The sequence below is a fragment of the Klebsiella sp. Ech2A genome, assembly GCF_030078455.1.
GTDB classification, from domain to species: domain Bacteria; phylum Pseudomonadota; class Gammaproteobacteria; order Enterobacterales; family Enterobacteriaceae; genus Klebsiella; species Klebsiella terrigena.
In genome coordinates this window covers 1-25993 of sequence record NZ_JAQGFU010000051.1, presented here as the reverse complement: position 1 = coordinate 25993, position 25993 = coordinate 1, and the positions used below count along the sequence as shown (strand labels likewise).

Genomic DNA, 25993 nt, shown 5'->3' with positions numbered 1-25993 from the left:
GGCGGGAAACTCTACCCAGGATATTTTGGTGCCCGGGTAGCGCTGCTCCAGCAGCTGGTGGCTTTTTGCCAGCACCATGCTGACGCTGCCTTTTTGATAGCCGATACGCAGCGCGTCCGGTGCGGACTGCGCCGCGTGGCTCAGGGCGGAGAGCATCAGCAGCCCGCCCAGCGCCAGGGAAGCGAGGAGTTTACGCATGTTCGACTCCGTGGGTAGCTTTCAGGGCCGGCGCGCGGCTGGTTGGCCGATGAAGCGCCTGCCAGAACGTCTCCAGGGCGAGGTCGAGGCGACCCTGCAGGTTTGGTGTAAACTGCGGCTTGTGCTGATAGTCAGTTACCTGGCTATCATCGGCAAACACGCCGTGGAGGATCTCCTGGGCCTTCAGGGCGTTAAGAACCGGCTTCAGGGCATAGTCCACCGCCAGCATATGGGCGATGGTGCCGCCGGTCGCGAGGGGCAGGACGATTTTACCTTCCAGCGCGCGTTCCGGCAGCAGGTCGAGCAGCGTCTTCAGCGCGCCGGAAAAAGAGGCTTTGTAGACCGGGGTGGCGATAATCAGGCCATCCGCGCCGGCCAGCTGTTCATTAAGCGTCTGCAGCGCCGGATTATCGAAACGCGCATAAAGAAGATCTTCCGGAGCAAAATTCTGCAGGTGCCAGTGGCAGACTTCAACATCAGCGGCGGAGAGCGTCTCTCTGGCGTATTCCAGAAGGGCGCTGGAACGGGAAGGGTAGCGCGGGCTGCCCGCAAGTGTGATGACGCGCATGTTCTCTCTCTCCTTATAACTAAATGTTTGCATTTATCTATTATTGATAACATTTACCGGCAGTGTGACAGAGGCGATTTATTTACCTAAATGATTTTTCCACCCTTGTTTTGTCAGAATTTGCATAAAGCAGGGCGGAAAAGTAAACGTTTGCGTCGGATGGACGATTTTTTGTCACAGGTCAATTCCCTTTCCGCTGAGGATCGAACATAATACGCCCCCGGTTTGCACACCGGGAATCCAGGAGAGTTCATGTACTACCCCTTCGTTCGTAAAGCTCTTTTTCAGCTCGATCCTGAGCGCGCTCATGAAGTAACCTTCCAACAATTACGCCGTGTATCGGGAACGCCGCTTGAAATGCTGATCCGCCAGAAGGTGCCGTCTAAACCGGTGACCTGCATGGGGCTCACGTTTAAGAATCCGCTGGGCCTTGCCGCCGGGCTGGATAAAAACGGCGAGTGTATCGATGCGCTCGGGGCAATGGGTTTTGGTTCAATCGAAATTGGTACCGTGACGCCGCGCGCGCAGTCGGGTAACGATAAGCCGAGGATCTTCCGCCTGGTGGCGGCAGAAGGTTTGATCAACCGCATGGGCTTTAATAATCTCGGTGTTGATAACCTCGTCGAGAACGTTAAAAAGGCGCATTTTGACGGTATTCTTGGGATTAATATCGGTAAAAATAAAGACACCCCGGTTGAGCAGGGCAAAGATGATTACCTGATTTGTATGGAAAAAGTCTATCCCTACGCCGGCTATATCGCCATTAACATCTCCTCACCGAATACCCCGGGGCTGCGTACTTTACAATATGGCGACGCGCTCGATGATTTACTTTCCGGTATTAAAAATAAGCAGCTTGAGCTGCAGCAAAAGCATCAAAAATATGTCCCGGTGGCCGTGAAGATCGCCCCGGATCTTTCCCTTGAGGAATTGATCCAGGTGGCCGATAGCCTGGTTCGCCATAATATTGACGGCGTCATTGCCACCAATACCACCCTCGATCGCTCGCTGGTGCAGGGAATGCAATATTGCGATGAAACCGGTGGCCTCAGCGGTCGTCCTCTGCAATTAAAAAGCACTGAGATTATCCGCATGCTGGCGACAGAATTAAACGGCCGCTTGCCAATTATCGGAGTCGGCGGGATTGACTCTGCGATTGCTGCCCGGGAAAAAATCGCCGCCGGCGCGACGCTGGTCCAGATTTATTCTGGCTTTATTTTTAAAGGTCCGCCGCTGATTAAAGAAATTGTTACCAATATCTAATCTTTTCCCCCTCTGAAACACCCCCAGGGCTTTATTTCCGGCCCTGGTTGTTTTATATTCCCTCATTGTTGCTTATTTAGACATTTTAGTCTTTTCTTAATTTTGGAAATAATTCTGTTGCCGTATGCCGTGCATTACAGATAGAAGTGAAAGAGGACGGGGGAAAAATGCGGATTAAACCTGACGATAACTGGCGTTGGTATTACGATGAAGAGCACGATCGTATGATGCTCGATTTGGCCAATGGCATGTTGTTCCGCTCGCGCTTTGCGCGCCGGATGCTCACGCCCGATGCATTCGCGCCATCCGGATTCTGCGTTGACGACGCCGCTCTTTATTTTTCCTTCGAAGAAAAATGCCGGGATATAGAACTATCTAAAGAGCAGCGCGCTGAATTAGTGCTTAACGCGCTGGTCGCCATTCGTTTTCTTAAGCCCCAGATGCCGAAAAGCTGGCATTTCACCAGCCATGAAGAGAGCTGGCAGCCCGGCGGCGGCGATACCGCCAGCGCCTGGCTCAGCGATACCGGGCAGCAGGTGAATCTGCTGGTGGTGGAGCCCGGCGAAAACGCCGCGCTGTGCCTGCTGGCTCAGCCGGGGTTAACCCTGGCCGGACGGGTGATGCAGCTTGGCGACGTGATTAAAATTATGAACGACAGGCTGCAGCCCGCGCCGGGTCTCTCCAGCTACAGCCTCGGCGAGGCGGTCTAGGCCGGCGAGTCTCTTTGGCCGCCAGCCGATGAGCCGATGAGCCGCAGCAGGCCTCAGGGCGCCAGGCGCAGGTCGGTCTTCGGTACGCAGCTGCAGCACAGAATAGTGCCATCCGCCGCCACGGCGTTTTTCTTCAGCGGGCTGACTTCTCCCTCCTCAAGCCGAATGCGGCAGCTGCCGCAGATGCCCGCCCGGCAGGAGTAGGGCACGCGGATCCCCTGTTGCTCGAGCTGTTCCAGCAGAACCTGCTGGTTATTCCCGGTAAAACGCTGCCCCTGCCACTCAATATCAACCGTCGCATTCTGCTGAGCCGCAGAAGGTTCACTATCATCGCTTTCGCCCGCCCCATAGGCCTTCGCCGGGCCACGCTTCAGCACCTCGACTTCATCGCCGACGCGAATAACGCCGCTGCTGCGGGCAATCAGGTTTTGACCGAAATCGACATCGCCATTATCCAGCGCGGTGCGGAAGCGCTGCAGCGTGGCCAGCGGCTCGCCGGACGGGTGTTTTTGCCCGCGCTCGGGACTAACGGTGGTAAAAATACAGCGGCTGCAGGGCTTGGCGACATCAAAAATCACCTCGCCAATGCGAATCACCTTCCAGCTATCCTCCTCCCACGCCCCGGCGCCGGTGACCACAAGATTAGGGCGAAACTGCTCCATACGGACGCTGGCCGGGCAGCGCTGCTGCAGATCGCGCAGCGAGGCTTCGTTGGTGAGTAAATAGGGGTAACCGTCGGCAAAGGTGAGCGGGACGGCGTCATGGCGCTTAACGCGGCGGGTCAGCTGCGGGCCCAACCAGCGAAGCTGAACCTGGCGATTAAAGAAGCCGCTTAGCCATTGGTTAACCGTTGACGGCGCCACCAGGGCGGTGAAATGGTTTCCCCACACCTCGGTAGGCTCGCCCTGAGGCGCAAAATCGGCGAAGCGAACGAGCGCGCTGCTGCCGTCAGGCGCGGTCAGGTGAACGCCATCCTGCAGCGGAGCGGGGGTGAATTTCACCATCTGCGGAAACTGGCGGGCGGTAATGAAGGTGCCATCCGTTTCCGTCACCATAAACAGGCGATCGAAGGCCAGACCGCTGATATCGGCAAACGCGTGCGTCAGGCCAATTCCACGCATGGATTTGACGGGATGAATAAAAAGTCGCGATAGCGTTTTCATGCGCAGTCTCTGGGCTTAAAAATAAGCCTTTAACTTTATGACATGGGGCGCATATTGGCTATAATGCGCACCAATTTTCTTTTAGTAAAAGTGACGATATGAATTCTCTGTTTGCCAGTACGGCTCGTGGGCTTGAAGAGCTGTTAAAAACTGAACTGGAATCACTTGGCGCAGCGGACTGCCAGGTAGTCCAGGGCGGGGTCCATTTTCAGGGAGATACGCGCCTGCTGTATCAAAGCCTGATGTGGAGCCGGCTGGCCTCACGTATCATGATGCCGTTAGGCCAGTGTAGCGTGTATAGCGATTTGGACCTTTACCTCGGCGTACAGGCCATTCCATGGACGGAGATTTTCACCCCTGACGCCACTTTCGCCGTGCACTTTAGCGGGCTGAACGAAGAGATTCGTAACAGCCAGTACGGCGCGCTGAAGGTAAAAGATGCCATCGTCGACAGCTTTACGCGCAAAAACCTGCCGCGGCCGAACGTCGATCGCGAAAATCCCGATCTGCGGATCAACGTCTGGCTGAACAAAGAGACGGCGCACATCTCGTTAGATCTGAGCGGCGAAGGCCTGCATCTGCGCGGCTACCGCGACGGTACCGGTATGGCGCCAATCAAAGAGACGCTGGCCTCGGCGATCGTCATGCGTTCCGGCTGGGTGCCGGGTACGCCGCTGCTCGATCCGCTGTGCGGTTCCGGTACGCTGCTGATCGAAGCCGCAATGCTGGCTACCGATCGCGCACCGGGTCTGCATCGCGGCCACTGGGGCTTCAACGGCTGGCTCCAGCACGATGATGCGGTGTGGAAAGAAGTGAAGGCCGAAGCCCAGACCCGAGCTCGTAAAGGGCTGGCGGCGTATGAGTCCCGCTTCTACGGTTCCGACGTCGACGCGCGGGTGATTGAACGCGCGCGCAGCAACGCCCGTCGCGCGGGCGTAGGCGAGCTGATTACGTTTGCCGCTAAAGATGTTGCTCAGCTGAGCAACCCGCTGCCGAAAGGCCCGTACGGAACGGTGATCGGTAACCCGCCGTACGGCGAGCGTCTGGAGAGCGAGCCGGCGCTGATCGCGCTGCACAGCCTGCTCGGTCGGACGATGAAAAGCCAGTTTGGCGGCTGGAACCTGTCGCTGTTCAGCGCTTCTCCTGATCTGCTGAGCTGCCTGCAGCTGCGGGCCGACAAGCAGTTTAAGGCTAAAAACGGCCCGCTGGACTGCGTGCAGAAAAACTATCACATTGCCGAAAACGAGGGCGGTAAAGCAGTTTCGCTTGCCGAAGATTTCGCCAACCGTCTGCGTAAAAACCTGAAGAAATTTGAGAAATGGGCGCGCCAGGAAGGTATCGAATGCTACCGCCTGTACGATGCCGATCTCCCGGAATATAACGTCGCTATCGACCGCTACGGCGAGTGGGTGGTGGTGCAGGAGTACGCGCCGCCGAAAACGGTCGACGCGCATAAAGCCCGCCAGCGCCTGTTTGATATTATCGCCGCGACGATTTCGGTCTTAGGTATCGCGCCGAATAAGCTGGTGTTGAAAACTCGCGAACGGCAGAAAGGCAAAAACCAGTACCAGAAAATGGCCGAAAAAGGCGATTTTATCGAGGTGCAGGAGTATAACGCCCGTCTGTGGGTCAACCTGACCGATTACCTCGATACCGGCCTGTTCCTCGACCACCGCATCGCGCGGCGCATGCTGGGCGAGATGAGCAAAGGCAAAGATTTCCTCAACCTCTTTGCCTATACCGGCAGCGCCAGCGTTCATGCCGGTCTCGGCGGCGCGCGCTCCACGACCACCGTCGATATGTCGCGTACCTACCTCGAGTGGGCCGAGCGAAATCTGCGCCTCAACGGCTTAACCGGCCGTTCGCACCGCCTGATGCAGGCCGACGTGCTGGGCTGGCTGCGTGAGAGCACTGAACAGTTTGACCTGATCTTTATCGATCCGCCGACGTTTTCTAACTCAAAGCGTATGGAAGAGACCTTCGACGTACAGAGCGATCACCTGCGCCTGCTGACCGATCTTAAACGTCTGCTGCGTAAAGGCGGCACGATCATGTTCTCGAACAATAAACGCGGTTTCCGTATGGATCATGACGGGCTGGCGCAGCTTGGCCTGAAAGCGCAGGAAATTACGCAAAAAACGCAATCTCAGGATTTTGCCCGTAACCGTCAGATTCACAACTGCTGGCTGATTACCGCAGCCTGAAAGGAATAAAGAATGTCATTGATTAGTATGCATGGTGCCTGGCTCTCCTTCAGCGACTCTCCGCTGCTGGATAACGCCGAGTTGCATATCGAAGATAACGAGCGCGTGTGCCTGGTTGGGCGTAACGGCGCGGGCAAATCCACCCTGATGAAGATCCTCAACCGCGAGCAGGGTCTGGATGATGGGCGCATTATTTATGAACAGGATCTGGTCGTTGCGCGTCTGCAGCAGGATCCGCCGCGCAATATTGCGGGTACCGTGTACGACTTCGTTGCCGAAGGCATCGAAGAGCAGGCGGCGTACCTTAAAGGCTATCACGACGTTTCGCGTCTGGTGATGACCGACCCGAGCAATAAAAACCTCAACGAGCTGGCGCGTCTGCAGGATCTGCTGGATAACCTCGGTCTGTGGCAGCTGGAGAGCCGCATTAACGAAGTGCTGGAGCAGCTGGGCCTCGATGCCAACGCCGAGCTGGCTTCGCTGTCCGGCGGCTGGCTGCGTAAAGCGGCCCTCGGCCGCGCGCTGGTTAGCGGACCGCGCGTGCTGCTGCTGGATGAACCGACTAACCACCTCGATATCGAAACTATCGACTGGCTGGAAGGCTTCCTGAAGACCTTTAAAGGCACCATTATTTTCATTTCGCACGACCGTTCATTTATTCGCAATATGGCCACGCGGATCGTCGATCTCGATCGCGGCAAGCTGGTGACCTATCCGGGCAACTACGATCAGTATCTGCTGGAAAAAGAAGAAGCGCTGCGCGTTGAAGAGCTGCAGAACGCGGAGTTCGATCGCAAGCTGGCGCAGGAAGAGGTCTGGATCCGTCAGGGGATCAAAGCGCGTCGTACCCGTAACGAAGGCCGCGTGCGCGCCCTGAAGGCGATGCGTCGCGAGCGCGGCGAGCGCCGCGAAGTGATGGGCAGCGCGAAGATGCAGGTAGAAGAGGCGTCACGCTCGGGCAAAATCGTCTTCGAGATGGAGAACGTTGACTACCAGGTTGGCGGCAAGGTGCTGGTCAAAGACTTCACGGCGCAGATCCAGCGCGGCGACAAAATTGCCCTGATTGGCCCTAACGGCTGCGGTAAAACGACGCTGCTGAAGCTGATGCTCGGTCAGCTGCAGGCGGACAGCGGACGGGTTCACGTCGGCACCAAGCTGGAAGTGGCCTACTTCGATCAGCACCGCGCCGAGCTGGATCCGGACCGCACGGTGATGGATAACCTCGCTGAAGGCAAGCAGGAGGTGCTGGTTAACGGTAAGCCGCGCCACGTGCTGGGCTATCTGCAGGACTTCCTGTTCCATCCGAAGCGGGCGATGACGCCGGTGCGCGCGCTCTCCGGCGGGGAGCGTAACCGTCTGCTGCTGGCGCGTTTGTTCCTGAAGCCTAGCAACCTGCTGATTCTCGATGAACCGACCAACGACCTGGATGTCGAAACTCTGGAGCTGCTGGAAGAGCTTATCGACGGCTATCAGGGCAGCGTGATGCTGGTCAGCCACGATCGTCAGTTCGTCGATAACACCGTGACCGAATGCTGGATCTTCGAAGGTGAAGGGCGCATCGGTCAGTACGTTGGCGGCTACCACGACGCGCGCGGACAGCAGTCTCAGTCTTTGGCGCAAAAACAGTCCGCAGCTAAAAAAAACGTTGAAGCAACGCCGCCGAAAACAGAAAGTGTTAAGCGTGCAGCGAGCAAACTAAGCTATAACCTGCAGCGCGAGCTGGAGCAGCTGCCGCAGCGTCTGGAAGAGCTGGAGGCCGAGCTTCAGAGCTTGCAGGATCAGGTTGCCGACACCTCCTTCTTTGGTCAGTCGCATGACCATACGCAGCAGGTGCTGGCGCAGCTGTCTGAAGCGGAACAGGCCCTGGAAAAGGCCTTTGAGCGCTGGGAATATCTCGAAGGATTAAAAAACGGCGCATAAGCTGAGGAGTTTTCATGTGCGATCATCATCATGCTGCGCGGCATATCCTGTGTCCACAATGTGATCTGCTGGTGGCTTTGCCCCAGTTGGAGCATCGCCAGAAAGCCGTATGTCCGCGCTGCGGAACAACGTTAACGACTTCATGGGACGCGCCCCGGCAGCGTCCCACAGCCTATGCGCTGGTCGCGTTGTTTATGCTGCTGCTGGCAAACCTGTTTCCCTTCGTCTACATGAAAGTGGGGGGCCTCAACAGCGAAATTGAGCTGCTGGAGATCCCCAATGTGCTATTTAGCGAAGATTACGCCAGCCTCGGCACCTTCTTTCTCCTCTTTGTGCAGCTGGTGCCGGCCTTTTGCCTGATATCGATTTTGCTGTTGGTCAATCGCGTTCGTATGCCCGCTGCGCTAAAGGCTTTCCTCGCGCGGATCCTGTTCCACCTCAAAACCTGGGGAATGGCGGAAATCTTTCTCGCCGGGGTGCTGGTGAGCTTCGTGAAGCTCATGGCCTACGGCGATATTGGCGTTGGCCTGAGCTTTTTCCCCTGGTGTATGTTCTGCCTGCTGCAGCTGCGCGCGCTGCAGTGCGTGGACCGACGCTGGCTGTGGGACGACATTGCGCCAATGCCTGCGGTTAAGCAGCCGCTGAAGATTGGCGTCACGGGCATTCGCCAGGGTCTGCGCTCCTGCTCCTGCTGTACGGCCATTCTGCCCGCTGACGCTGCGGTATGCCCGCGCTGCCAGACGAGAGGGACGGCGCGGCGCAAGCATAGCCTGCAGTGGACGCTGGCGCTGCTGATCACCTCGTGCCTGCTCTATCTCCCGGCCAATATCATGCCCATTATGATAACCGACCTGCTGGGCGATAAAATGCCGTCGACGATCATGGCCGGGGTGATCCTGCTGTGGAGCGAAGGATCGTATCCGGTGGCGCTGGTGATATTTATCGCCAGTATTATGGTGCCGACCTTAAAAATGATCGCGATTGGCTGGCTGTGCTGGAATGCCAACGGCAATGGTTCGCGTGATTCAGAGCGCATGCATCTGATTTATGAAGTAGTGGAATTTGTTGGCCGCTGGTCAATGATTGATGTCTTTGTCATCGCTGTACTCTCGGCGCTGGTGCGCATGGGAGGGTTGATGAATATCTATCCTGCGATAGGGGCGGTGATGTTTGCGCTGGTTGTTGTGATGACAATGTTTTCGGCGATGACGTTCGACCCTCGTTTGTTGTGGGACCGTGAACCAGATTCAAGCCATGAGGAAATACAGCAGCATGGAAAATAATAGCGGAGAAGCAAAAGTGCAAAAGGTGAAGAACTGGTCACCAGTATGGATCTTCCCCATCGTCACTGTGCTAATCGGCGCGTGGATTCTTTTTTATCACTATAGCCATCAGGGGCCGGAGGTGACGCTGATCACCACCAACGCCGAGGGCATTGAGGGTGGTAAAACCCGGATTAAAAGCCGCAGCGTTGACGTCGGCGTGGTAGAAACCGCCACCCTGACGGACGACCTGACGCACGTAGAGATTAAGGCTCGCCTGAACTCCGGTATGGAGAAGCTGTTGCATCAGGATACGGTGTTTTGGGTGGTAAAACCGCAGGTTGGGCGCGAAGGGATCAGCGGGCTTGGCACGCTGCTATCCGGCGCCTTTATCGAGCTGCAGCCGGGAACGAAAGGGGCGGATGCTGCGCAGTACCCGCTGCTGGACTCGCCGCCATTGGCCTCGCCGGATGCGAAGGGTATCCGTATCCTGCTGGAAAGCAATAAGGCCGGCCAGCTCTCTCCGGGCGACCCGGTGCTCTTTCGCGGCTATCGGGTCGGGTCGGTCGAGACCAGCACCTTCGATCCGCAAAAGCGTAGTATTACCTATCAGCTGTTTATCAACGCGCCGAACGATCGGCTGGTTACCACCAACGTTCGCTTCTGGAAAGACAGCGGTATCGCCGTGGATCTGACCTCCGCCGGGATGCGGGTGGAAATGGGATCGCTGTCGACGCTGTTCGGCGGCGGGGTGAGCTTTGATATTCCGGAAGGGCTGGATCTGGGAGAACCGGTGGCGAACAGGACCGGCTACCATCTGTTTGACGATCAGAAAAGCATTCAGGATTCGGTCTTTACCCAGCACATCGACTACGTGATGTTCTTTAAAGATTCGATCCGCGGCCTTCAGCCCGGCGCGCCGGTGGAGTTCCGCGGCATACGCCTGGGCACGGTCGGCAAGGTGCCGTTCTTCATTCCAGGACTGCAGCAGCGGCTGAATGACGACTATCGCATTCCGGTAGAGGTGCGCATCGAGCCGGAACGGCTGATTAACCAGCTTGGAAGCGATCCGGATATCCGCACCCATATGGACGATCTGATCAATCGCGGCCTGCGCGGTTCGCTGAAAACCGGCAATCTGATCACCGGCGCGCTGTATATCGATCTCGACTTCTATCCGAAAGCGCCGCCGCGCGGCAAGATGCATGAGTTTGGCTCGTATCCGATCATTCCGACGGTCAGCGGCGGTCTTGCGCAAATTCAGCAGCGCCTGATGGATGCGCTGGATAAGATTAACAATCTGCCGATTAACCCGCTGCTTGAGCAGGCGACCAGTACGCTGGCGCAGAGCGAAAAAACGATGCAGCACGTTCAGGCAACGCTGGATAGCCTGAATAAGATCACCTCAAGCCAGTCGATGCAGCAGCTGCCTGGCGATATGCAGAATACGCTGCGTGAGCTGAACCGCAGTATGCAGGGCTTCCAGCCGGGGTCTGCGGCATACAATAAGATGGTTGCGGATATGCAGCGACTGGATCAGGTTCTTCGTGAACTGCAGCCGGTACTGAAAACGCTCAATGATAAGAGCAACGCGCTGGTATTTGAGGCCAAGGGTAAAAAAGATCCGCAGCCGAAGGGAGCGAAATAATGAAAAAGTGGTTAGTAGCGGCAGCGGTATGCGCGCTGGCGGCCTGCAGCAGCAGCGGGGAGGATAAAACCTACTATCAGCTGCCGGTCGCCCAAAGCGGTGCGCAAAGCGCCGCCCATCAGGGGAAGAACCTGCTGTGGGTTGAGCAGGTCACTATCCCTGATTATCTGGCGGGTAACGGGGTGGTCTACCAGACCACCGACGTGCAGTACGTGATTGCGAGCAATAATCTGTGGGCCAGCCCACTCGATCAGCAGCTGCGCACGACCCTGGTCGCGAATTTAAGCAATCAGCTGCCCGGCTGGGTGGTGGCCTCGCAGCCGCTGGGCAACGATCAGGATACGCTGAACGTCTCGGTTAACGGCTTCCATGGTCGTTATGACGGGCGGGTTATCGTCAGCGGAGAGTGGCTGCTGAAGCACCAGGGGCAGCTGATTAAGCGTCCGTTTAACATTGAGCTTAAGCAGCAGCAGGACGGCTATGATGCGATGGTGAAAACGATGGCCCAGGCCTGGACTCAGGAAGCGATCGCTATTGCCAACGAGCTGAATCGCCTGCCATAAGTAAAATTCATGAAGCTAAACAGCCGCTGTGGTCTGAAAAACCGCGGCGGTTTTTTTATTTGTTTCGTCAGCTTGTTACTTGTGCTGGTTCACAGTTTTTGTACAAATGAACTTTCATGTAGCTCACAAATATGACAATGGCGTGAATTTTGCGCATTGACGCGACCTCTGATTCGCGGTATTCGTTAACCGTGGTTGCATATTTAGTGACCACTGTTTTCTTTTCCACCAGATCAAAGAATGAGGGAAACGAGGCATGAAGAGACAAAAACGAGATCGCCTGGAACGGGCACATCAACGTGGATATCAGGCCGGGATAACCGGAAGATCGAAAGAAATGTGTCCCTACCAGACCCTGAATCAAAGGTCATACTGGCTAGGAGGCTGGCGAGAAGCCATGGAGGACAGGGTACAAACTGCCTGACTGTCTCTTTAAAAAAGAAGCCTCCGCGAGCGGGGGCTTCGCCTTTTTTAAGCGTTACTGCTTATCAGAACGCAGAAGTGTCCTGGAACAGGCCCACTTTCAGATCGGCTGCGGTGTAGATCAGACGATCGTCAACCAGTACTTCACCATCCGCCAGGCCCATAATCAGACGACGGTTAACAACGCGTTTAAAGTGAATACGATAGGTCACTTTCTTCGCAGTCGGCAGTACCTGACCGGTGAATTTAACTTCACCCACGCCCAGCGCGCGGCCTTTGCCTTCGCCGCCGAGCCAGCCCAGATAGAAGCCAACGAGCTGCCACATTGCGTCGAGGCCCAGGCAGCCCGGCATCACCGGATCGCCGATAAAGTGGCAACCGAAGAACCACAGGTCCGGGTTAATATCGAGTTCTGCTTCGACATAACCTTTATCGTAGTTGCCGCCGGTTTCGCTCATTTTGATGACGCGGTCCATCATCAGCATACTTGGCGCGGGCAGCTGCGGGCCTTTTGCGCCAAACAGTTCACCACGGCCAGAGGCAAGAAGGTCTTCTTTCGTATAGGATTCGCGTTTATCTACCATGTTTTCAGTAAGCCTTATTTTGAGTTCGGGACGCAGGATAGCTAACACGTGTAAGCTGAACAAGTCCGATCAGTTAGAACCTGAACCACCTAACCAGCGTAGCGGCCACGGAAAACGATGACGACTCTCTTGCTGCGTCGCCTGCGCAATCCGCTCCTGAATGGTTTGGCGTAAAGTTTGCCCTTCACCATCCCACAGCAGCTGGGTCAGCATAGGCAGCGCTTCCGTAACGTCTTCCACCGCCCAGATGAAAAACTTCTCTTCAGCGACGGCCTGCTGTAGTTCTGGCGCCAGGCTCAGATGACGAACATTCGCCGCAGGAATGATGACTCCCTGTTTGCCGGTCAGCTCGCGCTGCTGGCAAATGGTGAAGAAGCCTTCAATTTTTTCGTTAAGCCCGCCCACCGGCTGCACGCGGCCGAACTGATCGACTGAGCCGGTGACGGCAATACTTTGGTTAATCGGCACGCCGGCCAGGGCGCTGATTAAAGCGCACAGTTCGGCCATGGAGGCGCTATCGCCGTCCACTTCGCTGTAGGATTGCTCGAAGGTCAGCGATGCGGAGAAGGGGAGCTGCTGCTCGAGTTCCAGTTCGGACATCAGGAACGCCTGCATAATCATCATGCCTTTGGCATGGATGTTACCGCCCAGCTCGGCCTTGCGCTCAACGTCGATGAATTCACCGTCGCCGATATGGACGACGCAACTGATGCGCGACGGCTCACCAAAGGCCCGCGGATGACCGGGGAATTCGATCACCGACAGCGCGTTGATTTGCCCGATGCATTCGCCATCGGTCTCAATCAAAATTTGCTCTTGCAGGATTTCGTCCTGGATCCGCTCGGCAAGATAGCCTTCGCGCCATTCACGACGAGCCAGCATGGTCTGCATCTCTTCCGCGGAGACAAGCTCACCTTCGCTGAAAGCGGCGGCTTCGCGCAGCTGGCGGGCAATCCACATCGGACACAGCGGCAGCGTTTCCTGATCGCCGGTATAGCGCGCGCCTTCCTGAATCAGCAGCGGCCAGGCATCGGCGGCCGGCCCTGGCAGCTCAAGCTGCTGCGCGTTTTGCCATACCCACTGACACCACTGTTTCATGGTGTCGCCGTCGGCGATTTGCAGGTTGTCTTCATACTCGCTGTAAATCGCCTGGGCTGAGAGCTCAGGTTCCATATCCTGAAAATCAGCCAGTGAATCGCGTTCACCGACCAGAATAATCTTCAGATTGAGCGGCATCGACGGAATGCTGATCGGCAGCGGACGAGACTCATCGATGGAGAGCCAGTCGAAGCGCTGGCGGGTAACGATATTCTTCAGGCGCATCCACAGCAGCGGTTGGGCTAATAACGCGCGCAGGGCGATAATAAGCACGCCGCCGTTGCTGCGATGAACCAGACCCGGCTGCAGGGATATTTCGCCGTTAAACTGGCGCACGCAGCCAAAAAGCTGCTCTGCTTCAATCCAGTCGGCTGATTCAACCGGCGCGGTGCTGGCAAAATTATCATCGGCGCTTTTGGCTGACGAAAGGGTGACGTTTCCACCGTTCACCTGGTAGCGCACGCCATAGAGCGGCGCGGCCGGTTGGTATAGGCTGCGGGTCTCTGCCGCTAACCACTGCAGGTATTCCGGCTCTTCCGGGGCCTTAACCAGCATGAACGGTGAAATGGTCGGAGTCACCAGTAGCTGCTCCAACGCATAGAATAAACGGGGCTGCAGTTCGCCTGACAGAGAAGCCTCTGGCTGGGCTAAATCAGCTTGTGCAAACAGCGCCTGATAACTTTCCGTATCAGGAGCAAGGTCGTTTCGGGTAAGTTTCGTAATGGTCAAAGTCGCTGTTTTTTAGTGAGATGTAAAACGCGCGATTATACCTTATGCCGCGTCCGAGCACACGGAGGATCGTGTTTGCGTTAACGATAACGACGCAACGCATATCACGAATGATGATTTATTTTCAGCACATCGAGAAAAAACTGATATCCTGAAGTGAGTTACACGGTCACATTGAGATCGCAATGAAATATCAACAACTGGAAAATCTTGAAAGCGGCTGGAAATGGAAATACCTGGTTAAAAAGCACCGGGAAGGTGAGCTGATTACCCGCTATATTGAAGCCAGCGCAGCGCAAGCCGCGGTCGATGTCTTGCTGACGCTCGAAAATGAACCGGTTCTGGTGAACACCTGGATTGATCAGCATATTAATCCGGAGCTAATGAACCGGATGAAGCAGACTATCCGCGCACGTCGCAAGCGTCATTTTAACGCTGAGCATCAGCATACGCGTAAAAAGTCTATCGACCTGGAGTTTGTGGTGTGGCAGCGTCTCGCGGGTCTGGCGCAGCGACGGGGAAAAACGCTGTCGGAAACTATCGTACAGCTGATTGAGGACGCTGAGCATAAAGAGAAGTATGCCAGCAAGATGTCCAGCCTGAAGCACGACCTGCAGGTATTGCTGGGTAAAGAGTAGTCCGCAAAGCTGATAGCGCGATGCGCGAGCGTTTTTCGCATTAACGCTAAATTTGAGACAAAAAAAACCCCGCATCAGCGGGGTTTTTTATCGGTAGTAAAACTTAAGCCTGCGGCTGAGCTACTACTTCTTTGTAACCTTTAACTTCGATCTCTACGCGACGATCCGGAGCCAGGCAATCGATCAGTGCAGCGCGAGCTTTCACGTTGTCACAGGTGTTGCCAGTAACTGGGTTGGATTCGCCCATACCGCGAGCGGAGATTTTACCAGCCGGGATACCTTTAGATACCAGGTAATCAACAACGGACTGAGCACGTTTCTCAGACAGCTGCTGGTTGTAAGCGTCAGAACCGATGCGGTCAGTGTAGCCCAGAACAACTGCGGAACCGTCTTTCGGATCCATGTTGCTCAGCTGGGTGTACAGCTGATCCAGAGCCTGCTGGCCTTCCGGTTTCAGAGTAGATTTGTTGAAGTTGAACAGTACGTCAGACTTCAGAGTGAAGTGCTTGGTAGTCACTTCCGGAGCCGGAGCCGGAGCAGGAGCTACAACCGGAGCTGCTTCTTCCTGACCGAAACGGTAGGAAACACCTACGCTCAGCATGCCGTTATCAGGACGTGTACCAACGGTACCTGCATCACCGATGTTGTTAACCCACTGGTATTCCAGACGGGTAGCGATGTCGCGAGTCATCGCCCACTCGATACCACCAGCAAATACCGGAGATACGCCAGTGTCGTGTTCGCTGCGGGAAGTACCGGTAGAACCGTAGTTACCTTTCGAATCTGCACGCCAGACCATACCACCCAGACGGGTGTAGATGTCCAGATCGTCAGTGATCGGGTAACCCAGTTTAGCAGTCAACTGAACGCCCTGAGCTTTGAAAGCGCCGTTGTCAACGCTGCCTTTATAGGCCATACGTCCCAGCCAGTCGTAACCCATTTCGAAACCGAGGTACGGGTTAACCTGATAACCACCGAACGCACCAGCACCCAGCTGATCGTTACGGGTCGGGCCGTTGTTGTTCTGGAAACCGTTACCGTAGAAACCGGTATCGTGATACTGGGACCAGCCCAGTTTACCACCTGCATACCAGGTGTTATCTTTCGGTGCGGCCTGCGCTACGGTAGCGAAGCCAGCCAGTGCCACTGCAATCGCGATAGCTGTCTTTTTCATTTTCTGCGCCTCATTATCATCCAAAATTCGCCATGAAGGTACAAAAGACCTCACGGTTAGATCCTTCACCCGGGGCGTGACTTGTTGTTAACTATGCTGATACATGCAGCGTAAGCCGATCACCCCTGGCGATGTAAAGTCTACAACTTAGTTCGAAACTTACAAGTGTGAACTCCGTCAGGCATATGAAAAAAAAGGGTTGTATACACAATATTTAACAAATATGGTTGGTTTTCGTTCACCGAAGAAACCTGCGAGACCGCATCAGACAGGCATCCGCACCAAAACAACCCTTATAAAAGTACGCCTGTGGACTGCGCAAAAAAAATTCCAGGATTAATCCTAATTTAGCTTAATGATACAAATTAGAGTGAATTTTTAGCCCGCTCAGTTGTCTCCCATGCTGGCTCGTATTTCCTACAGGCCTCATGATGAACCCCATCGCATGACCTTCTTCAGCGGCACTAACCAGCCGTTCATGTTCTTCGGCCGTTAGCTCATCTGCCAGCCAGCCGATTACCACGCTATAGTTACCCGTACGCAGGGCGCGAATCATTGACTCTACCGTGTTGTAAGGGGAGAGCTGGTTTATCTGCATGACTTTCGACAGCGGCAGGCCGGAGGATTGCACCCACTCGCGGCTCAGCTTCTGTTTTGGCGTGAGCCAGAGCTGCCAGCGGGATTGCTGACCCAACTGCTGTAATAAAGGAAGCAGCAGCAGCTGCGTCATCATCGGCTGATCTTCACGGTAGACAATCTCACTAATCAGCCCGCTGGCTGGTTGTTCGACGGCGTCATGGGAGTGGCGACGTACTGAAGCAGAAGTCAGTGATGAACGATTTGCGTAAGCTGAAGTAAGCATTGTCTATTTCCGCCTGTGGTTACTGTATGCATATACAGTATATCCGGGCGGCGAAAAGATCAACCTCATTTATCGTGTTGTCGTTCGAAATTTGTTCGACGTTGTTGGCCACGCCCACCGCGACCTGCTCTCGCCAGGCTGAAGCCGTGGCATAAATTTTTGCGCAATAAGCAGCAAGCCGTGCGAGCCTGGTCGTACATTTTTTGAAGCTCCAGGTTTAGAGCCGCTCTCCTTGAGCACAAACTATTTGTGCGACTATTAATTAATGCTCCGTTTATATTTTATCTTTAATACATCAGGTTTCGCGCAGGCGTAATTTCTTGAAAGCACCTCGCAAAATGATGAGATGATTGAGCCGAACGTTAAAATAATCTTGCTGCAATAAAAGAACTCACTTATTTTCTGAACTAACGGATCCGTTAACTAAATGACTCAGTATTCGCATGATTAACCAAGGAATAATCATGAAAAAAATATCATCCCTACGGTTTCATAAATTTCAGAAGTGCTTGTCGCCATTAGGAAAAATAATCTGCCGTCCTTTGTTTGGTGGCTATAGCCTGGCAATAGACAACACCGTATTTGCGATGGTTGCAGAGGGGGAGATCTATCTTAAGATTTGTGAGCAGGGCGCCGCATATTGCGTTGCTCATGAAAATCAGCTTTTAAAAATGCGAAAAAACGGGCGGCCAATTTTGCTTAAATATTATCAGATAAATGAAACGCTTTGGTGTGACAGTCAAATGCTTTTCAAACTATCGTCGCTTTCATTGCAGGCGGCGCAAAAGGAAAAGAACCAGCAGCGTTATTCCGGAAGGCTGAAAGATCTGCCAAATATTAGTTTTCATATGGAGCTACTATTAATTAACTCGGGAGTAATAGATCAGCAGGCGCTGCGTCATATTGGTGCACAGCGCGCGTGGCTAAAGCTGCGAGAGTCGAATAAGGCCGTAACGCTGAATATTCTCTATTCACTGGAAGGGGCAATTACCGGCGTTCACGCCGCTGCGCTCCCGACGGCACGGCGTCAGGAGCTGCAGGAGTGGGCTCTTAACCAGCGGTAAGGCTGGCCGCGATTTACTCTGGCCGAACTGCCACCTGCTGCTGCAGGCGGCAGATTTCCGGTAATAGCGCTAATAGCAGACCGATTTGCTGGAGCACCAGCGGCTCTTTGCTATCGGCGCGAGGTTCGAGGTGTTGGATCCGGGTCTGCAGGCGGGTGAGCGCCTGCTGAACCCGCTGCTCGTCGGCCGGTGAATGATGGAGCGCATCATCTACGTAGCAGACGGCGTCATCCAGCAGCACCAACGTCTCCGGCGTGGTCAGCTTCTCCCGGTGCGCCCCCAGCGCTGAAATGTAGCTGGTAAAGGTATGGTTCAGGCAGAGCAGGCGGAAGGCCGTTTCACGAATATCGGCATTAGCCCGGGGCTCCGTTGATAAATTTGATACGACTGAAGCCAGCTCACCGTCCCGGCTATGGGCATCCCGTCGCGCCACCCGATACGCCAGGCGGTTATCGCGCCCCTGGTGATACTGTTCAAGAATGGCGTCGAGATATCGGCAGTTGGCGTTTATGGCCTGATCCAGAACCCGCGGCAGGTTACGGAATTTCCAGTCCGGCCAAATAAAGCTGACCGCAGCCCAGGCAATCGCACAGCCGATGAGGGTATCGAAGATGCGCGGCAGAGCGACTTCAAAGCCTTCCCCCAGCAGGTTAAAGCAGAGCAGAACCAGTAGGGTAATAAACATGGTGGCGTGGGCATATTGTACATTGCGAAAGGCAAAGAACAGGACGCCGGTAAGGACGATCAGCAGCAGCTGGCCTTCGACCGAGGGTACCAGCAGCAGTATCGGTAGACCAATAGCCACCCCCACCAGGGTGCCAATAATCCTCAGGGCCAGGCGGTGACGGGTGGCGTTATAGTTTGGCTGACAAACAAACAGGCTGGTAAGCAGTATCCAGTAGCCGTGATTGAGCCCGGTTAGCTGGATAAACGCATAGCCTGCGCACAGTACCAGCGACATTCTCACCGCGTGGCGAAAGAGGGCCGATTCCGGTGACAGGTTGCGGCGTAAGCGCAGCCAGATATCGCTGAAGCCGCTAAGACGGTCCTCTGCGAGTAAATTTTCCGTGGTCCCGTGCGCGGGGGCGGCAACCTGAGCGGACTCGATGGTTGCCAGCTGAGCGTCAATGGCTCTCAGGTTATTCAGCAGGAAGTCCAGCGCTTTGACCTGCTCTGGCGGCTCTCCGCTGGCCCGTACGCGGTCGAGCGCGGCGTCAAGATGCATAAATGCGCGCTCGAAATGCGCATCGTGCTGGTAGGGTTCGCGCAGCAAAATAGCACGGGATAACTTCTGACACGCCTGAGCCTGCATCGATAGCATGCGCTGAAAGCGGAACATGATGTCGCTGTAGCGAAAACGGTCTCGGAGCGTTTGATACTGGATATGAGATGAGCTGGCGCGTTCGTGGATATCCTGAGCAACGAAGTAATACTGCAGCGTCCGTCGGGTACCTCGCTGCCCGCGGTCGCCGCGCAGGCGGGTGAGCAGCGACGTTTTTGTCTGGTTAAGCGTCGTAACCAGCTGGCCGTTGGCGATAGCCAGATCGTAGAGTGGCGCCTGGCTTTCGTCTTCAATATCCGGGTCAAACATGCGTGATTTGAGATCCAGATAGCGCGCCAGCAGCTCATAGCTGCGCGCAAGATTGTCCTGAAGCGGGCGAATCGGGAAAATTATATGTCCGGCCAGCGTCAGCAGGTTGTACCAAACGGCCCCGGTCAGCAAAAATAACGGCTGTAGATACCAGCGCTCGTAGAGCGTGACCCCCAGCATGGTGTAGATAGCGATCAGCAGAGCGCCGAAGGCAATCGTGGCGTAACGCTGCCCCAAACCGCCGAGTAAAATAAACCCGGTGGTCGAGAGGGTTAAACCGATAGCAAATAGCCACGGCCAGGGAAAGAGCAGCTCCACCGAAGCCGATGCGATAAAAAAGCACACCAGGGTGATGGCCAGATTGCGTAACCGCCCGGTCAGGCGGTCGTCGAGATCGGTTAACGCGGCGGCAACGACCCCGAGCGTTAATGGAATCGTTAGTTTTACTTCGCCAAGCCACCATGGAACGGCGGTTGTGCCGCAAAGTGCGATGAAAATCCTGGCGTTATAGAGCCAGGCGCTGTTCCATGTATAACGGCGTAGCAGGGGGCTAAGCATGTCAGTATTCCGTCCGATTACTGGAAGCGACGGCGCGCATTCGCTTCACGCGCGGCGCGGGCGGTTTCGACGGAAACGACCCTGCGTCCCACGGGCCACAGCGCAATAGCGGCAATTTTAAAGTTAGCGATGCCCACCGGGATACCGATAATGGTCAGGCACTGGGCGATACCGCTAAAGATATGCATCAGGCACAGCCACCAGCCGAAGAAAATAAACCATAGAATATTCAGCACGGTACCGCCTGCATTCAGCAGGCTATTTTTGCCCTGCGGCTCGAGCTCATCGACGTGAATGGCTTCATTCCCATAGGGTAGAAGAGATAGTCGGGTTATTTCCCAGCATGAGCGGGTCAGCGGCAGCGTGAAGATCAGAATGATGCTGACCAGCGTTGCCAGCAGCCAGCCCAGCGTAGTGGCGAAACCGCCGAGGATAAAGTTCAAAATATTCAGAATGGTACGCATAAACCCTCCGTTCACTCCTGTGGATAATAAGACCCGGCTATTGTAACGTTTTTTACGCTGGAGCACCCGGTCACTGGCGGTTAAACTTAAAAACATCCAACCTGATTGAAATTCGGCATGATATGGAACTTAAAGCGACAACATTGGGCAAACGCATGGCGCAGCATCCCTATGATAGGGTGCAGCTGCTTAACGCCGGGGTAAAAGTTTCCGGCGATAGCCACGAGTATCTTATACCTTTCAATCAGTTATTGTCAGTTCATTGTCGGCGTGGGCTGGTCTGGGGCGAGCTTGAGTTCGTGCTCCCGGATGGCAAGGTCGTGCGTTTGCATGGTACCGAATGGAATGAAACCCAGCGTTTCTTTCATCATCTGAATACGCTCTGGCAGCAGTGGAGCGCGGACATGAGCGCCATTGCCGCCGACGTGCTGAGCCAGCAGCTGGCTGAGATCGCCCGCTCCAGCGCAGAGGGCAAGTGGCTGACCCGTCAGCAGGTCAGCGAGGTGCAGGGGAAAATTCGCCGGGCGCTCACCGGACTGCCGATACCGACCAGCCGGCTTGACGCCTTCGACAACTGCCGCGAGCTGTGGCGTCAATGTCAGAGCTGGCTGGGTGATACCGAGGTGGCCCGGCTGGCCCACAATCAGGCTTTCACGGCCTCGATGCTCGAGCAGTACGGCGCATTTTTTGCGGGCGTGGAGTCGTCACCGCTTAACCCGGCGCAGGCGCGAGCGGTAGTGAACGGTGAGCGCTCTCTGCTGGTGCTTGCCGGCGCCGGCAGCGGCAAGACCTCGGTGCTGGTTGCCCGTGCCGGATGGCTGCTGACCAGAGGTGAAGCGGCGGCGGAGCAGATCCTGCTGCTGGCGTTTGGTCGTCAGGCGGCGCAGGAGATGGATGAGCGCATTCGCGAGCGGTTGGGCTCCGAAGATATTTCGGCGCGGACATTTCACTCCCTGGCGTTGCATATCATCCAGCAGGGCAGTAAAAAAGTACCGTCTATTAGCCAGCTTGAGAGCGACAGTCCGGCGCGCCAGGCGCTGCTGCTGAAAAACTGGCAGCAGCAGTGCCGGGAGAAAAAAGCTCACGCCAAAGGTTGGCGACAGTGGCTGGAAGAAGAGATGGGCTGGCAGGTTCCGGAAACCGATTTCTGGCAGGACAAAAAAATAGAGCGGCGAATGGCGAGCCGCCTCGATCGCTGGGTCAGCCTGATGCGTATGCACGGCGGTTCACAGGCGGAGATGATCGCCGGCGCGCCGGAGGATATACGCGAGCTTTTTGCTAAGCGCGTAAAATTAATGGCGCCGCTGTTGAAAGCGTGGAAAACGGCGCTGAAAGAGGAAAATGCGGTCGATTTCTCCGGCCTGATCCATCAGGCCATCAATATTCTTGATAAAGGCCGTTTTGTCAGCCCGTGGAAGCATATTCTGGTCGATGAATTTCAGGATATTTCACCGCAGCGGGCTTCGCTGCTTGCCGCGCTGCGCCGGCAGAATACCCAGACCACGCTGTTTGCGGTTGGCGACGACTGGCAGGCAATCTATCGCTTCAGCGGCGCCCAGCTTTCGCTGACTACCGCGTTCAACCACTATTTTGGCGAAGGGGACTGCTGCGCGCTGGATACCACGTACCGTTTTAATGGCCGCATTGGCGAAGTGGCGAACGGTTTTATTCAACAAAACCCACACCAGCTGAGCAAGCCGCTCAACAGCCTGACCGCCGGGGATAAAAAGGCCGTGACGCTGCTGGCGGACGATAAGCTTGATGATTTGCTCGATAAGCTGAGCGGCTACGTGAAACCAGACCAGCGGATCCTGCTATTGGCGCGCTACCATCATCTGAAACCCGCCGCGCTGGAGAAGGCCGCTACGCGATGGCCGAATCTGCAGCTCGATTTTATGACGATCCATGCCAGCAAAGGGCAGCAGGCAGATTACGTGATTGTCCTTGGGCTTCAGGATGGTGACGATGCGTTCCCGGCTCCGGCGCGGGAGTCGATTATGGAAGAGGCGCTGCTGCCGCAGCCAGAGGATTTTCCCGATGCAGAAGAGCGGCGCTTGCTGTACGTTGCCATCACTCGTGCACGCCTTCGCGTTTGGCTGCTGTTCAACAAAGAGCGGCCGTCTGCGTTTGTGGAGATGCTGGAAGCGCTGGATGTACCGGTAGCAAGAAAACCTTAACGGCTGGCGGCCTGGCCGCCAGCAGGGGCTATTTAAGGCGGTCCGCCAGATAACGCTGATAATCCGGGATCAGAATATCGAGAGGCTCGCCAAAGTGCGGCGACAGGATAATAAAGTCGGCGGTTGAGGCATTGGTCGCAACGGGAATATTCCATACCGTCGCCAGACGCAGCAGCGCCTTAACGTCCGGGTCGTGAGGCACGGCGTTCAGCGGATCCCAGAAGAAAATCAGCACATCAATTTTCCCCTCTGCAATCAGCGCGCCGACCTGCTGGTCGCCGCCCATCGGGCCGCTCAGCATCGCGTTCACTTCAAGCCCGGTTGCCCTGGAGATAAGGTTTCCGGTGGTACCCGTTGCGTAGAGTTCGTGTTGAGCCAGCAGCGCCTGGTGGCGAGCAACCCACTTCATCAGCATATCTTTACAGTGATCGTGAGCAACCAGAGCGATATGTTTGCGCGCGGGTAGCGTACGTGTCGTCAGTTCCATAATTTCATTCCACATTTTAGCCTGCAGACAGATTACTGGAAGTGACTGCTGCTGCAAGCATCAGGGTGAAAAATTTTGACGTAGCCGCGAGTCAGGGCAGATGGCCGGTTAGCCCGGATTAGCTTACACTTGGGCTAAATAGCGGGAGGATAAAATGAAAGAGAACGATATCGCAGGCATTCTGACCTCAACCCGGACGATTGCGCTGGTGGGAGCCAGTGACAAACCGGACCGCCCAAGCTACCGGGTGATGAAGTATCTGCTGGAGCAGGGGTACCACGTGATCCCGGTTTCACCGAAGGTGGCGGGTAAAACCCTCATGGGGCAACAGGGCTACGCAACGCTGGCCGATGTTGCGGAAAAAGTGGATATGGTCGACGTCTTTCGCAACTCTGATGCGGCGCTGGGCGTTGCTCAGGAGGCCATTGCCATCGGTGCGAAAACGCTGTGGCTGCAGCTAGGCGTGATTAACGAGCAGGCGGCTGTTCTGGCGCGAGAGGCAGGGCTAACCGTAGTGATGGACCGCTGTCCGGCGATTGAAATCCCGAGATTAGGTCTGGCGAAGTAAATAAAAAACCCCGCCGTTGCGGGGTTTTTTCTGCTAGTTGCGCAGTCGAGGCGCCTGAAGCTGCTGGCGAATGGTCCTTGCCAGCTCGTCCATTGACGGCTGCTCCGGATGCTCATCGCTGGGTTCGCTGCTGAGCTGCGCTTCGGCAAGATAGGTATGAACGGGCTGACCATCCTCATCTTCCATCACCACATGATACCAGGGCAACGCCCGCAGCTCGTCGTTGGCCGCAATTTCGTCCTCCGACGGCTCTGCAAGCGAATATTCTGGATCGATATCAACGACCACGCCGAGGAAGCCTAACAGAGTATGGCGAACCTGCTGGCCAATACCGAATTTGCTGGCAATCATAGGCACCTCCTGGGAAACGTTATTACCTGCTATATGCGGGCAACGTTGCGCTTTTCAAGTTACATGATGCGGCAGGCAAACCCTTTCAGATACAGACCTTCCGGGTAGGTTGCGATCACGGGATGGTCGGCAGCCTGGCGGAACTGTTCTATAAATTGTACATCACGTCCGGCGTCAATTGCGGCATCGGCGATGATTTTCTGAAATAAATCGGTAGCCATCAGACCCGAGCAGGAGAAGGTCAGCAGGATCCCGCCGGGATTGAGCAGCTGGATAGCCAGCATGTTGATATCTTTATAGCCGCGGCAGGCGCCCATCAGCTGGCTTTTATTCTCAACAAACTTCGGCGGATCCATCACGATCACGTCAAACTTTTCATTCTGGTCGCGATACTTACGCAGCAGCTTAAAGACGTCATCGCGGACAAATTCAGCTTTGGAGAGATCGAGCTGGTTCAGTTCGATATTCTGCTTCGCCACGTCCAGCGCTTCCTGAGAAGTGTCCACGCTGATGACCTGGCTGCAGCCGCCCATCAGGGCAGAAACGGCGAAACCGCCGGTATAGGAGAAGCAGTTGAGGACGCGTTTGTCGGCAACATAGCGGCGGGTCGCCAGGCGGCTATCGCGCTGATCGAGATAGTAGCCGGTTTTGTGGCCGCCCTGAATATCCACCAGCAGCTGCATTCCGTGCTCGGTGATGGGCAGCAGCGCAGGCGGCATTTCGCCGGTAACCAGGCCCTGCGCCAGATCCAGACCCTCTTTTTTACGTACCGCGACATCGCTGCGATCGTAGATGGAGCAGGTCGGGAACAGCGTTTGCAGTGCGCTAACGATGGAGGCGCGCTGATATTCTGCGCCAGCGCTAAGCAGCTGCAGAACGAAAAAATTGCCGAAGCGGTCGATCGTCACGCCCGGAAGCCCGTCAGACTCGCCGGCAATCAGACGATAGCTGTCGAGGCCATCGCGCTCCGCCAGCCATTCGCGCCAGGTTTGCGCCTGCTGCAGACGGCGTTCGAAAAAGGCAATATCGATCTCCTCGCTGCGGTCAAAACTCCAGACGCGCGCGCGGATCTGCGACGACGGAGAGAACGCGCCGCGAGCCAGCCATTTCCCCTGCGAATCAACGATATCGATAGTTTCGCCGGAACGGGCTTTACCTTCCATACGGGCGACGGCGCCGGAGAAAATCCAGGGATGGCGACGCTGCAGGGATTTCTCGCGTCCTTTGGTCAACACTAAGCGGGGGAAAATGGAATCTGTCATGGGGCTACCTTTAGCAACGGGAATGTCGGCACCGAAAAATGGCGCGTAGGTTAGCACATGTGGCCGCCGCAAGCACCATGCCCGCGGTGCAGGCAGGTGAGCGTTTCGGCACAAAACACAGGCACTTTGGCACAATAAAAATCACCTGCAGATCTTACAGTGTTTTCCTCAACCCAATAGAGGAAAATGCAATGAAAACAGGATCCGGCTTAGCAGCGGTTTTGATGTTAGCGATAAGCGGCAGCGCGGCAGCGGCGCAGTTTCAGGTCACCAGCGGCGATATGCGGGATGAAGGCCGCCTCGCTCAGGTACATTGGTTCAGCGGTTTTGGCTGCACCGGCGGCAACGTCTCGCCGCAGCTGGCCTGGAAAAACGCGCCGTCGGGGACCCGCAGCTTTGCCATCACCGCCTACGATCCGGATGCACCAACCGGCAGCGGCTGGTGGCACTGGACGGTGGTGAAT

24 protein-coding genes and 1 pseudogene are annotated in these 25993 nt (G+C 55.7%); 13 read left to right on the top strand and 12 right to left on the bottom strand.

Going from position 1 to position 25993, the window contains the following annotated elements; translation table 11 throughout:
* Together PFH44_RS12025 and ssuE are read right to left on the bottom strand one after the other, a co-directional pair.
* Window positions 1-198: pseudogene (locus tag PFH44_RS12025) on the bottom strand (aliphatic sulfonate ABC transporter substrate-binding protein); the annotation flags it as partial.
* Window positions 191-766, bottom strand: coding sequence for an NADPH-dependent FMN reductase (gene ssuE / locus PFH44_RS12020; protein ID WP_045854675.1), 576 nt, complete (start codon window positions 764-766; stop codon window positions 191-193). The pseudogene PFH44_RS12025 and the gene ssuE, both read right to left, overlap by 8 nt.
* A 252-nt stretch (window positions 767-1018) precedes the next feature.
* Here ssuE and pyrD point away from each other — a divergent pair, with 252 nt between their 5' ends.
* Together pyrD and zapC are read left to right on the top strand one after the other, a co-directional pair.
* Window positions 1019-2029, top strand: a complete 1011-nt coding sequence (gene pyrD / locus PFH44_RS12015) for a quinone-dependent dihydroorotate dehydrogenase (protein ID WP_283825105.1) — start codon at window positions 1019-1021, stop codon at window positions 2027-2029.
* A gap of 167 nt (window positions 2030-2196) precedes the next feature.
* Window positions 2197-2739, top strand: a complete 543-nt coding sequence (zapC, locus tag PFH44_RS12010) for a cell division protein ZapC (protein ID WP_045854676.1) — start codon at window positions 2197-2199, stop codon at window positions 2737-2739.
* Between the two features lie 53 nt (window positions 2740-2792).
* Here zapC and PFH44_RS12005 read toward each other — a convergent pair whose 3' ends face one another.
* Window positions 2793-3902 (bottom strand): YcbX family protein, encoded by a 1110-nt coding sequence (locus PFH44_RS12005; protein WP_283825104.1) that lies wholly within the window; start codon window positions 3900-3902, stop codon window positions 2793-2795.
* 98 nt (window positions 3903-4000) lie between these two features.
* Between PFH44_RS12005 and rlmKL the strand changes: the two genes are divergently transcribed.
* The 6 genes from rlmKL (at window position 4001) to rmf (ending at window position 11923) form a co-directional block, all read left to right on the top strand.
* A complete protein-coding gene (gene rlmKL / locus PFH44_RS12000) occupies window positions 4001-6106 on the top strand; it encodes a bifunctional 23S rRNA (guanine(2069)-N(7))-methyltransferase RlmK/23S rRNA (guanine(2445)-N(2))-methyltransferase RlmL (protein ID WP_045854678.1) in 2106 nt (701 codons plus the stop codon).
* A gap of 12 nt (window positions 6107-6118) precedes the next feature.
* A complete protein-coding gene (locus PFH44_RS11995) occupies window positions 6119-8026 on the top strand; it encodes an ABC transporter ATP-binding protein (RefSeq protein WP_283825103.1) in 1908 nt (635 codons plus the stop codon).
* Window positions 8027-8040: 14 nt separating this feature from the next.
* Complete coding sequence (gene pqiA, locus PFH44_RS11990; RefSeq protein ID WP_283825102.1) at window positions 8041-9309, top strand: membrane integrity-associated transporter subunit PqiA; 1269 nt, start codon at window positions 8041-8043, stop codon at window positions 9307-9309.
* Window positions 9299-10936 (top strand): intermembrane transport protein PqiB, encoded by a 1638-nt coding sequence (gene pqiB / locus PFH44_RS11985; protein WP_283825101.1) that lies wholly within the window; start codon window positions 9299-9301, stop codon window positions 10934-10936. Before pqiA ends, pqiB begins: the two co-directional genes overlap by 11 nt.
* On the top strand, window positions 10936-11499 hold the full coding sequence (pqiC, locus tag PFH44_RS11980) for a membrane integrity-associated transporter subunit PqiC (protein ID WP_283825100.1): 564 nt from the start codon (window positions 10936-10938) through the stop codon (window positions 11497-11499). Before pqiB ends, pqiC begins: the two co-directional genes overlap by 1 nt.
* Window positions 11500-11755: 256 nt before the next feature.
* Window positions 11756-11923: a ribosome modulation factor gene (gene rmf / locus PFH44_RS11975; RefSeq protein WP_004871568.1), complete on the top strand. Its 168-nt coding sequence runs from the start codon at window positions 11756-11758 to the stop codon at window positions 11921-11923.
* Between the two features lie 64 nt (window positions 11924-11987).
* Here the strand turns inward: rmf and fabA are convergent, their stop codons facing one another.
* Window positions 11988-12506 (bottom strand): bifunctional 3-hydroxydecanoyl-ACP dehydratase/trans-2-decenoyl-ACP isomerase, encoded by a 519-nt coding sequence (gene fabA, locus PFH44_RS11970; protein WP_041144828.1) that lies wholly within the window; start codon window positions 12504-12506, stop codon window positions 11988-11990.
* A 69-nt stretch (window positions 12507-12575) separates the two neighbouring features.
* Window positions 12576-14333: a Lon protease family protein gene (locus PFH44_RS11965; RefSeq protein WP_283825099.1), complete on the bottom strand. Its 1758-nt coding sequence runs from the start codon at window positions 14331-14333 to the stop codon at window positions 12576-12578.
* Between the two features lie 185 nt (window positions 14334-14518).
* Between PFH44_RS11965 and matP the strand changes: the two genes are divergently transcribed.
* Entirely contained in the window at window positions 14519-14971 is a 453-nt protein-coding gene (gene matP, locus PFH44_RS11960) for a macrodomain Ter protein MatP (RefSeq protein WP_041144830.1), read from the top strand.
* 103 nt (window positions 14972-15074) lie between these two features.
* On the opposite strand, the gene ompA is transcribed toward matP, so the two are convergent.
* Both ompA and sulA read right to left on the bottom strand, forming a co-directional pair.
* The gene (ompA, locus tag PFH44_RS11955; RefSeq protein ID WP_045855437.1) at window positions 15075-16145 is read right to left on the bottom strand and encodes a porin OmpA; all 1071 of its coding nucleotides are present in this window, start codon (window positions 16143-16145) and stop codon (window positions 15075-15077) included.
* 352 nt (window positions 16146-16497) lie between these two features.
* Complete coding sequence (sulA, locus tag PFH44_RS11950) at window positions 16498-17007, bottom strand: SOS-induced cell division inhibitor SulA (RefSeq protein ID WP_041144831.1); 510 nt, start codon at window positions 17005-17007, stop codon at window positions 16498-16500.
* Between the two features lie 464 nt (window positions 17008-17471).
* On the opposite strand from sulA, the gene PFH44_RS11945 reads away from it, so the two are divergent.
* Window positions 17472-18071: a TfoX/Sxy family DNA transformation protein gene (locus PFH44_RS11945; protein ID WP_283825098.1), complete on the top strand. Its 600-nt coding sequence runs from the start codon at window positions 17472-17474 to the stop codon at window positions 18069-18071.
* Between the two features lie 13 nt (window positions 18072-18084).
* Here PFH44_RS11945 and yccS read toward each other — a convergent pair whose 3' ends face one another.
* Both yccS and PFH44_RS11935 read right to left on the bottom strand, forming a co-directional pair.
* Entirely contained in the window at window positions 18085-20220 is a 2136-nt protein-coding gene (gene yccS / locus PFH44_RS11940; RefSeq protein ID WP_283825097.1) for a YccS family putative transporter, read from the bottom strand.
* Window positions 20221-20237: 17 nt separating this feature from the next.
* Window positions 20238-20684 carry a YccF domain-containing protein gene (locus tag PFH44_RS11935; protein WP_041144834.1) on the bottom strand — a complete coding sequence of 149 codons (447 nt, stop codon included), beginning with the start codon at window positions 20682-20684 and terminating at the stop codon, window positions 20238-20240.
* 122 nt (window positions 20685-20806) lie between these two features.
* Between PFH44_RS11935 and helD the strand changes: the two genes are divergently transcribed.
* Window positions 20807-22861, top strand: a complete 2055-nt coding sequence (gene helD, locus PFH44_RS11930; RefSeq protein WP_283825096.1) for a DNA helicase IV — start codon at window positions 20807-20809, stop codon at window positions 22859-22861.
* 28 nt (window positions 22862-22889) lie between these two features.
* Here helD and mgsA read toward each other — a convergent pair whose 3' ends face one another.
* Window positions 22890-23348, bottom strand: a complete 459-nt coding sequence (gene mgsA, locus PFH44_RS11925; RefSeq protein WP_045855438.1) for a methylglyoxal synthase — start codon at window positions 23346-23348, stop codon at window positions 22890-22892.
* 154 nt (window positions 23349-23502) lie between these two features.
* Here mgsA and PFH44_RS11920 point away from each other — a divergent pair, with 154 nt between their 5' ends.
* Entirely contained in the window at window positions 23503-23916 is a 414-nt protein-coding gene (locus PFH44_RS11920) for a CoA-binding protein (RefSeq protein WP_041144836.1), read from the top strand.
* Window positions 23917-23949: 33 nt separating this feature from the next.
* Here PFH44_RS11920 and hspQ read toward each other — a convergent pair whose 3' ends face one another.
* Both hspQ and rlmI read right to left on the bottom strand, forming a co-directional pair.
* A complete protein-coding gene (gene hspQ / locus PFH44_RS11915; RefSeq protein ID WP_283825095.1) occupies window positions 23950-24267 on the bottom strand; it encodes a heat shock protein HspQ in 318 nt (105 codons plus the stop codon).
* A 59-nt stretch (window positions 24268-24326) separates the two neighbouring features.
* Window positions 24327-25502, bottom strand: a complete 1176-nt coding sequence (rlmI, locus tag PFH44_RS11910) for a 23S rRNA (cytosine(1962)-C(5))-methyltransferase RlmI (protein ID WP_200894902.1) — start codon at window positions 25500-25502, stop codon at window positions 24327-24329.
* A gap of 218 nt (window positions 25503-25720) precedes the next feature.
* On the opposite strand from rlmI, the gene PFH44_RS11905 reads away from it, so the two are divergent.
* On the top strand, window positions 25721-25993 hold a 273-nt coding region (locus tag PFH44_RS11905), incomplete at its 3' end, for a YbhB/YbcL family Raf kinase inhibitor-like protein (protein ID WP_283825094.1).

Coding starts and splice junctions, on each gene's coding strand:
- pqiB (WP_283825101.1), top strand. CDS start 9,299: ATGGAAAATAATAGCGGAGAAGCAAAAGTGCAAAAGGTGAAGAACTGG.
- rmf (WP_004871568.1), top strand. CDS start 11,756: ATGAAGAGACAAAAACGAGATCGCCTGGAACGGGCACATCAACGTGGA.
- helD (WP_283825096.1), top strand. CDS start 20,807: ATGGAACTTAAAGCGACAACATTGGGCAAACGCATGGCGCAGCATCCC.
- pqiA (WP_283825102.1), top strand. CDS start 8,041: ATGTGCGATCATCATCATGCTGCGCGGCATATCCTGTGTCCACAATGT.
- hspQ (WP_283825095.1), bottom strand. CDS start 24,267: ATGATTGCCAGCAAATTCGGTATTGGCCAGCAGGTTCGCCATACTCTG.
- yccS (WP_283825097.1), bottom strand. CDS start 20,220: ATGCTTAGCCCCCTGCTACGCCGTTATACATGGAACAGCGCCTGGCTC.
- ompA (WP_045855437.1), bottom strand. CDS start 16,145: ATGAAAAAGACAGCTATCGCGATTGCAGTGGCACTGGCTGGCTTCGCT.
- PFH44_RS11920 (WP_041144836.1), top strand. CDS start 23,503: ATGAAAGAGAACGATATCGCAGGCATTCTGACCTCAACCCGGACGATT.
- pyrD (WP_283825105.1), top strand. CDS start 1,019: ATGTACTACCCCTTCGTTCGTAAAGCTCTTTTTCAGCTCGATCCTGAG.
- sulA (WP_041144831.1), bottom strand. CDS start 17,007: ATGCTTACTTCAGCTTACGCAAATCGTTCATCACTGACTTCTGCTTCA.
- mgsA (WP_045855438.1), bottom strand. CDS start 23,348: ATGGAACTGACGACACGTACGCTACCCGCGCGCAAACATATCGCTCTG.
- PFH44_RS11945 (WP_283825098.1), top strand. CDS start 17,472: ATGAAAAAAATATCATCCCTACGGTTTCATAAATTTCAGAAGTGCTTG.
- fabA (WP_041144828.1), bottom strand. CDS start 12,506: ATGGTAGATAAACGCGAATCCTATACGAAAGAAGACCTTCTTGCCTCT.
- pqiC (WP_283825100.1), top strand. CDS start 10,936: ATGAAAAAGTGGTTAGTAGCGGCAGCGGTATGCGCGCTGGCGGCCTGC.
- rlmKL (WP_045854678.1), top strand. CDS start 4,001: ATGAATTCTCTGTTTGCCAGTACGGCTCGTGGGCTTGAAGAGCTGTTA.
- ssuE (WP_045854675.1), bottom strand. CDS start 766: ATGCGCGTCATCACACTTGCGGGCAGCCCGCGCTACCCTTCCCGTTCC.
- PFH44_RS12005 (WP_283825104.1), bottom strand. CDS start 3,902: ATGAAAACGCTATCGCGACTTTTTATTCATCCCGTCAAATCCATGCGT.
- PFH44_RS11995 (WP_283825103.1), top strand. CDS start 6,119: ATGTCATTGATTAGTATGCATGGTGCCTGGCTCTCCTTCAGCGACTCT.
- zapC (WP_045854676.1), top strand. CDS start 2,197: ATGCGGATTAAACCTGACGATAACTGGCGTTGGTATTACGATGAAGAG.
- PFH44_RS11935 (WP_041144834.1), bottom strand. CDS start 20,684: ATGCGTACCATTCTGAATATTTTGAACTTTATCCTCGGCGGTTTCGCC.
- matP (WP_041144830.1), top strand. CDS start 14,519: ATGAAATATCAACAACTGGAAAATCTTGAAAGCGGCTGGAAATGGAAA.